Consider the following 1,927-nt stretch of genomic DNA (forward strand, 5'->3'; position numbering starts at 1 on the left):
GGTCCATAGCTGTCGAGGCCTGCTGCGCGATCTGCTGGCCAAGCAGAGGTCCGAACACGACGATGACCAGGAGGATCACCACGAGCTTGATCGTCTGCGGCAGGGACTGGTCCTGAATTTGCGTCAACGCCTGGGCAAGTCCGACAAGAATGCCGACCGCCAGGGCCGCGATGATCGCTGGGCTCGATGCGAACAGCACCGTCAGCAGCGCGCCTTGGACTTTCGCCTGGATGAAGTCGTTGTCCATACGGGGCCTCGACCGCGTCAGCCGTAGCTCAGGATCAGGCCGTGCATCAGCCGTGACCAGCCATCGATGGCGACGAAAAGGAACAGTTTGAGCGGAATCGAAATCAGGACCGGCGAGACCATGATCATGCCGAGCGTCATCAGGATGTTCGCGACGACGATGTCGATGATGAGGAAGGGAAGATAGAGCAGGAAGCCGATCTCGAATGCGCGCGTAAGCTCCGAGGCGACAAAGGCGGGAACAAGGATCGAGAGATCGTCGTCCCTGAGATTCTGGCGCGCCTGTTCCGGCCACAGGCGGCTGGTCCCATCAAGAAAGAACTGCCGCTCTGCCGGCTGGGTGAATTTGATCAGGTGCTGCTGCAATGGTTCCTTCACCAGTTGCGCCGCCCTGGCCAGGTCGTCGGTCGTCCGGAACTGAACCTGCCCTTCCTGAAGCCGGCCCGACATCTCGCTCAGCAACGGTGTCGTGACATAGACGGTGAGCACGAGCGCTATGCCATAGAGCACAAGATTGGGCGGCATCTGCTGGACGCCGAGCGCGTTGCGGACGAGGAAAAGCACGACCGATATCTTCAGGAAGCCGGTCATCGTGACGACGGCCAGCGGGAGCAGCCCGACAAAGCCGACGGCGATCAGAATCCCGAGGAGATTGGGCGAATTGTCAAGCATTGTCGAACATGCGCTCGATTCTCACGCCCAGGCCTTCCCCGATCCGGACGATCTCGCCGCGGCCGACGCGTTTGCCGTTGGCGAGGATGTCGACCGCCGGTTTCGTGACGTCGGCGATGGGAATGATGGCGCCCGGCGCAAGCTGCCTTACCTCGCCGACGGGCATCACCGTGCGGCCGACCTCGAAGGCAAGCGCGACCGGCAATTCGTCGAGAGTCGACTCCTCCAATATCTGGCCGGCTGGCGGCGATGTGCCTTGGTTCATGGTCCACTCCCATTTCGATCCTGCAATCGCGGCCGGCGCGGCAAGCACCCGCGGCCCATCCGCCGTCAGACTGACCGGAGCGAAGAGGCGCTCTGCGATGATGAAAGCCGCGGCGCCTCCTTCCTCGGTGTCGTCGAAAAGAACCACATCGTCGGGCCGCAGGCTTTGAAGCTCGCCAAGGCTGATCGTCAGCGCGCCGCGCCGAAGGCTGACCGCCAGCGGGAACTCGGCCGGAACCGGCGCCTTCGCTTTGCCGATCTCGTCGAGCGCGCGACCAATGCGCATCGCGAGGTCGGCGCTATTCGTGTTCAGGACGCAGTCTATGGACTTGCCCTCGCCGGCCAGGACAAAAGCATATGAGGCTTCGTTCGAAACGATGTCTGCGCGCTCGATCGACGTGATCGTGATCCTCTCGCCCAGCTTGCCCTCGATCCACTGGAGATCTTGTTCGAAAGCGGACTCCAGCAGCAGCGCGGCGTGAGCGGGTGCCAGATGGTTCATGTCGACCAGCTCGTCCGCCTTGGCGAGAGCCCATTCGACAATGGAAAGCGGCAGGCGCAATTTCCCTGCCGCCTCGCCAACGGAAAACGCAATCGTGGATAACCGCTGATCCGCCGGGTTCGGCGCCGGCCAGACAGCCGCGATCGCCACGGTTTTCCCCGCAATCGTAATCTCGGCGGGAACACGGCGTCGGTAGAAGGCGTTCAACGCGCCAACCTCCGCCGCCGCGACGGATTCCAATGT

3 protein-coding genes are annotated in these 1,927 nt (G+C 62.6%); all 3 read right to left on the reverse strand.

The window, feature by feature from the left end; translation table 11 throughout:
- On the reverse strand, positions 1–247 hold a 247-nt coding region (locus EOA29_RS34805; RefSeq protein WP_127222281.1), incomplete at its 3' end, for a flagellar biosynthetic protein FliQ.
- 17 nt (positions 248–264) lie between these two features.
- On the reverse strand, positions 265–918 hold the full coding sequence (gene sctR / locus EOA29_RS34810; protein WP_126092915.1) for a type III secretion system export apparatus subunit SctR: 654 nt from the start codon (positions 916–918) through the stop codon (positions 265–267).
- Positions 911–1,927 (reverse strand): type III secretion system cytoplasmic ring protein SctQ (gene sctQ, locus EOA29_RS34815; protein ID WP_210213210.1); only part of this gene is annotated, 1,017 nt, incomplete at its 5' end. The genes sctQ and sctR, both read right to left, overlap by 8 nt.

This window comes from Mesorhizobium sp. M1E.F.Ca.ET.063.01.1.1, assembly GCF_003998155.1.
Lineage (GTDB): Bacteria > Pseudomonadota > Alphaproteobacteria > Rhizobiales > Rhizobiaceae > Mesorhizobium.

Bases quoted from the DNA above. Each gene is read 5' to 3' on its own strand.
- sctR (WP_126092915.1), bottom strand. From the start codon at position 918: ATGCTTGACAATTCGCCCAATCTCCTCGGGATTCTGATCGCCGTCGGC.